The following is a 5284-nucleotide window of genomic DNA, read 5'->3' on the forward strand; positions in this document are numbered from 1 at the left end:
TGGGCGCCGGGGCGCATGAACACCTCCTCGTTGAAGGCATCGCCGTAGAGGTCGGCGCGCGCGGCCGTCGTCGCCGGGGAGACCGACAGCGGGGCCACCCGCGGGATCGGCAACCTTCCGTACTTGGCGTAGGCCACCGCGATGCCGATGGCGACGACGGTCAGCGCCAGCGCGGTGCTGACCCAGGTGGGCAGGGCGTGGGTCACCTCTTCGGGCGCGCCGACGACCGGTTCGAGCCAGCGCTGCAGGGTGCCGCCGATGGCCAGCAGGCCACCGGAGAACACCGAGCCGAAGGCGAGCAGGATCATCGGCCACGTCATCAGCGCCGGTGCCTCGTGCGGGTGAACGCCCGGCGCCCAGCGCTTTTCGCCGAAGAAGGTCATCAGCATCACCCGCGTCATGTAGAACGCGGTGATCCCGGCGCCCAGCAGCGCGGTGCCGCCCAGCACGTAGCCGCGGATCCCGCCGGAGGACAGCGCCGCCTCGACGATGGCGTCCTTGGAGAAGAAGCCCGCGAACGGCGGCACGCCGATGATCGCCAGGTAGGCGAGCCCGAAGGTGACGAACGTGATCGGCAGGGCGGCGCGCAGCCCGCCGTAGCGGCGCATGTCCTGCTCCTCGTGCATCCCGTGGATGACCGCGCCGGAGCCGAGGAACAGCCCCGCCTTGAAGAACCCGTGGGTCAGCAGGTGCATGATCGCGAATGCGTAGCCGGCCGGGCCCAGGCCGGCGGCCAGCACCATGTAGCCGATCTGGCTCATCGTCGAGGCGGCCAGGGCGCGTTTGATGTCGTCCTTGGCGCAGCCGATGATCGCGCCCAGCATCAACGTGACGGCACCGACGATGACCACCGCCAGCTGCGCCCCGGGCGCCAGGTTGTACAGGGGGTTGGACCGCACGATCAGGTACACGCCGGCGGTCACCATGGTGGCGGCGTGGATCAGCGCCGACACGGGGGTGGGGCCCTCCATCGCGTCGCCCAACCAGGCCTGCAGCGGGACCTGCGCGGATTTGGCGCAAGCGCCCAGCAGCAACAGCAACCCCATCGCGTTCAGCACGCCCGTGCCCGCGGCCGGCGCGGCGGCGAAGACGCCCGCGTAGGACAGCGTCCCGAAGGTGCCGAACATCAGGAACATTCCCAGCGCGAGGCCGGCGTCGCCGACCCGGTTCATCACGAACGCCTTCTTGGCCGCCGTGGCCGCGGTCGGCTTGTGGTACCAGAACCCGATCAGCAGGTAGGACGCCAGGCCGACGCCCTCCCAGCCGACGTAGAGCACCACGTAGTTGTCGGCGACCACCAGCAGCAGCATCGAGGCCAGGAACAGGTTGAGGTAGCCGAAAAAGCGGCGGCGGTCGGGATCCTCGGCCATGTAGGCGACCGAGTAGATGTGGATCAGCGAGCCGACCCCGCTGATCAGCAGCACGAAACACATGGACAGCTGGTCGATCTGCAGCCCGAGGTCGACCTGCAGCTGGTTGACCGGGATCCAGGTGTACAGCTTCTGGTGGATCGCGCGGTCGTCGGCGCCGCGGGCCAGCATGTCGGCCAGCAGGGTGGCGCCCACGCCGAACGACGCGAGGGCCGCGGCGCAGCCCAGCCAGTGGCCCCACGCGTCGGTGCGTCGACCGCCGAACAGCAGGATCGCGGCACCCGCCAGCGGCAGGGCCACCAGCAGCCAGGTGTAGTGAGTCCCCAAAAGATTTGTCACGGTGGCGTTCTCAGCCTTTGAGTAGGTTCGCGTCGTCGACTGACGCCGATTTGCGGGCACGGAAAATCGTCATGATGATGGCCAGTCCGATCACGACCTCGCAGGCGGCCACCACCATCGTGAAGAACGCGATCATCTGCCCGTCCAGGTGGCCGTGCATCCGGGCGAAGGTGACGAAAGCCAGGTTGACGGCGTTGAGCATCAGCTCGACGCACATGAACATCACGATGGCGTTGCGGCGCAGCAGCACACCCGAGGCCCCGATGGTGAACAGCAGGGCCGAAAGGTACAGGTAGTTGGCCGGATTCACGACGCACCTCCCTGGGGCAGGCTCGGGCTCGCTTCCCGGGAGGGGATCTCGGTGCCCTCGCCGGTGTGCCGGTGCAGGATCGGCGACACCGAGATCTCCGAATACGAGCCGTCGGGCAGCAGCGCGGCCGTGTCGACGGCGTTGCGGCGTGCGAAGACGCCGGGGTTGGGCAGCGGCGTGGGATGCCCGCCCGGCCGGAAGCGTTCCTCGGAGAGCTCCCGCTGGGTCTTGCGCCTCTCGAACCGCTCGCGGTGCGCCAGCACCATCGCCCCGACGGCCGCGGTGATCAGCAGCGCGCTGGTCAACTCGAAGGCCCACAGGTAACGCGAGAAGATCAGCGCCGCCAGGCCTTCCACGTTGCCGTTCGCGTTGGCCCCGCGCAGCCCGGCGAAGCCGCCCGTCGCCACGTTGCCGATGGCGGCGACCATCAGGACACCGAACCCGACCCCGGTCACCACGGCCGCGACGCGCTGTCCGTGCAGCGTCTCCTTCAAGGACTCGGAGGTGTCCACGCCGATCAGCATCAGCACGAACAAAAACAGCATCATCACCGCGCCGGTGTAGACCACGACCTGCACGACGCCGAGGAACAGCGCGTCCTGGGCCATGTAGAACACCGCCAGGATGATCATCGTCATCGCCAGGAACATGGCCGAGTAGACGGCGTTGACCGCCAGCACCACCCCGAGCGCGCCGATCAACGCCAGCGCGCCCAGCACCCAGAACGTCACCGCCTCACCGGTGGAGGTCCGGACGATGGCGTCGGCCGCCAGGACGTGGACATCGGACGCAATCACCGCGGTTCCCCGGCGGTCTGGGGTGCGCGCAGGCCCTGCGCGGTCACGTTGCCCTGGTAGTAGTCCTTGTCGGTGGCCCCCGGCGTCCGGGGATGTGGCGGCGCGAGCATGTCGGACAGCAGCGGGGCCAGCAGCCGGTCCTTCTCGTAGATGAGGTCGGCGCGGTTGTCGTCGGCCATCTCGTAGTTGTTCGTCATCGTCAGCGCCCTGGTGGGGCAGGCCTCGATGCACAGGCCGCAGCCGATGCAGCGCAGATAGTTGATCTGGTAGACACGGCCGTAGCGCTCACCGGGGGAGAATCGTTGCTCCTCGGTGTTGTCCGCGCCTTCGACGTAGATGGCGTCCGCCGGGCAGGCCCACGCGCACAGCTCGCAGCCGATGCACTTCTCGAGGCCGTCGGCGTAGCGGTTGAGTTGGTGACGGCCGTGGTAGCGCGGCGCCACCGGGCCCGGCTTCTCCGGATACTCCTCGGTCACCCGCTTTTTGAACATCGCGGCGAACGTCACGCCGAATCCGGCCACGGCGTCCAGCAACTTAGCCATGCGCTTTCTCCTTGCTCGCACCGATCGGGGTCGTCAGGGCCTTCATCGGCAGCGGCGGCACCGGGAACGCCGGCTCGAGGGCCGCGGCGCCGCGACCCTTCTCGCGGCGGCGCATTTCCCGTTCCATCGCGCGGACACCGGGATTGGCGAACGGTTTCCGCAACAGCAGTACCAGCACCGCGGCCACCACGATGCTGCTGACGACCAGCAGCGGCGTCCAGTACGGGTAACCCTGGTTGCGCAGCGTGCGGATGACCGCCGCGATCAGGACCCACACCAGCGATGCCGGGATCAGCAGCTTCCAGCCCAGCGCCATGAACTGGTCGTAGCGCAGGCGGGGCAGGCTGGCGCGCAGCCACATATAGATGAACAGGAAGGTCCACATCTTGGCGGTGAACCAGAGCACCGGCCACCAGCCGGTGTCGGCACCGGCCCACATGTTCAGCGGCCACGGCGCATGCCACCCGCCGAAGAACAGGGCCGTGGCGAGCGAGGAGACCGTCATCATGTTCACGTACTCGGCCAGCATGAACATCGCGAACTTCAGCGACGAGTACTCGGTGTGGAACCCCGCGACCAGCTCACCCTCGGCCTCGGGCAGATCGAAGGGCGCACGGTTGGTTTCGCCGACCATCGAGATGAGGTAGATGATGAACGACGGCAGCAGCAGGAACACGTACCAGACCCGGTTCTGGGAGGCGACGATCTGCGACGTCGACATCGAGCCGGCGTAGAGGAACACCGCCGCGAACGACAGCCCCATCGCGACCTCGTAGGAGATGACCTGGGCGGTGGAACGCACCCCGCCCAGCAGCGGGTAGGTGGACCCGGACGCCCAGCCGCCCAGCACGATTCCGTACACCCCGATCGCCGAGAGCCCGAGGATGAACAGCACCGCGACCGGAAGGTCGGTCAGCTGCAGCGGCGTCCGGTGGCCGAACACCGACACCACCGGGCCGAACGGGATGAACGCGAAGGCGGTGAACGCCGGGATCGTCGAGATGACCGGCGCCGCCATGTACACGAACCAGTCGACGCCCTTGGGGGTGATGCTCTCCTTGAGCGCCAGCTTGATCCCGTCGGCCAGGCTCTGCAGGGCGCCCCACGGACCCACCCGGTTGGGGCCGGGCCGCAGCTGCATCCAGCCGAGAATCTTGCGCTCCAACAGGATCGCGACCAGCACGTTGAGCATGAGGAACACGAAGATGGCCAGCGCCTTGCCCAGCACCAGCCACCACGTGTCGTGTCCGAAGGCGCTCAAGCCGGTCATTTGCCCACTCCGATGTTCACCGTGCTCCCCATGGTCACGCCCAGCTCCCGGTGTACCGCCGAACCCGGCGAGTTCAGCGGGAGCCACACCACCCGGTCGGGCATGTCCGTGACGCTCAGCGGCAGGGTGATCGAGCCGCGCGGTGTGCTGACCGTGACCTCGTCGCCGTCGGCGGCGCCGATCTCGGCCGCCGTGCCGGCCGACAGCCGCGCCACGGGTGTGCGCGCGGTCCCGGCCAGGTGCGGTTCGCCGTCCTGCATCCGGCCGGCGTCCAGCAGCATCCGCCAGCCGGTCAGCACCGCCTGGCCTTTGTCCGGCTGCTCACCGGGCCCGGTCGGCGCGGCGACGTCGGGCCCGGCGGCCCAGTTGCCGTCCCAGGTGCCCAGCCTCGCCAGTTCCGCGCGCGCCGCGTCGGCGGTCGAGAGCCCCAGGTAGATGCCCATCTCGTCGGCCAGCGCGTCGAGCACCTGGTGGTCGGACTGGGCGGCCTGCTTTGTCGTGCCGTGCAGCGCCGGTTCGAACGGGCGGTACCGGCCCTCCCAGTTGACGAAGGCCCCGACCTTCTGCGTCGTCGGCGCGACCGGGAACACCACGTCGGCGCGCTCGGTCACGGCGCTGTGCCGCAGCTCCAGGCTGACCACGAACCCGGCGGCGTC

General features: G+C 68.9%; 5 protein-coding genes and 1 pseudogene. All 6 read right to left on the reverse strand.

The features are described from left to right. On the reverse strand, nucleotides 1-1709 hold a 1709-nt coding region (gene nuoL / locus AC2VOR_RS01665), incomplete at its 3' end, for an NADH-quinone oxidoreductase subunit L (protein ID WP_486963080.1). A 10-nt stretch (nucleotides 1710-1719) separates the two neighbouring features. Beyond that, entirely contained in the window at nucleotides 1720-2019 is a 300-nt protein-coding gene (nuoK, locus tag AC2VOR_RS01670; RefSeq protein ID WP_025735676.1) for an NADH-quinone oxidoreductase subunit NuoK, read from the reverse strand. Continuing rightward, nucleotides 2016-2813 (reverse strand): NADH-quinone oxidoreductase subunit J, encoded by a 798-nt coding sequence (locus AC2VOR_RS01675; RefSeq protein WP_369741706.1) that lies wholly within the window; start codon nucleotides 2811-2813, stop codon nucleotides 2016-2018. Before AC2VOR_RS01675 ends, nuoK begins: the two co-directional genes overlap by 4 nt. Next, nucleotides 2813-3367 (reverse strand): annotated as a pseudogene (gene nuoI, locus AC2VOR_RS01680) (NADH-quinone oxidoreductase subunit NuoI); the annotation flags it as partial. The pseudogene nuoI and the gene AC2VOR_RS01675, both read right to left, overlap by 1 nt. Continuing rightward, complete coding sequence (gene nuoH, locus AC2VOR_RS01685) at nucleotides 3351-4619, reverse strand: NADH-quinone oxidoreductase subunit NuoH (protein WP_369741705.1); 1269 nt, start codon at nucleotides 4617-4619, stop codon at nucleotides 3351-3353. The gene nuoH and the pseudogene nuoI, both read right to left, overlap by 17 nt. Nucleotides 4620-4624: 5 nt before the next feature. Beyond that, nucleotides 4625-5284: molybdopterin dinucleotide binding domain-containing protein (locus AC2VOR_RS01690; RefSeq protein WP_486963081.1), on the reverse strand; the 660-nt coding region annotated here is incomplete at its 5' end.

The organism is Mycobacterium sp. TH-M103, from assembly GCF_057473785.1.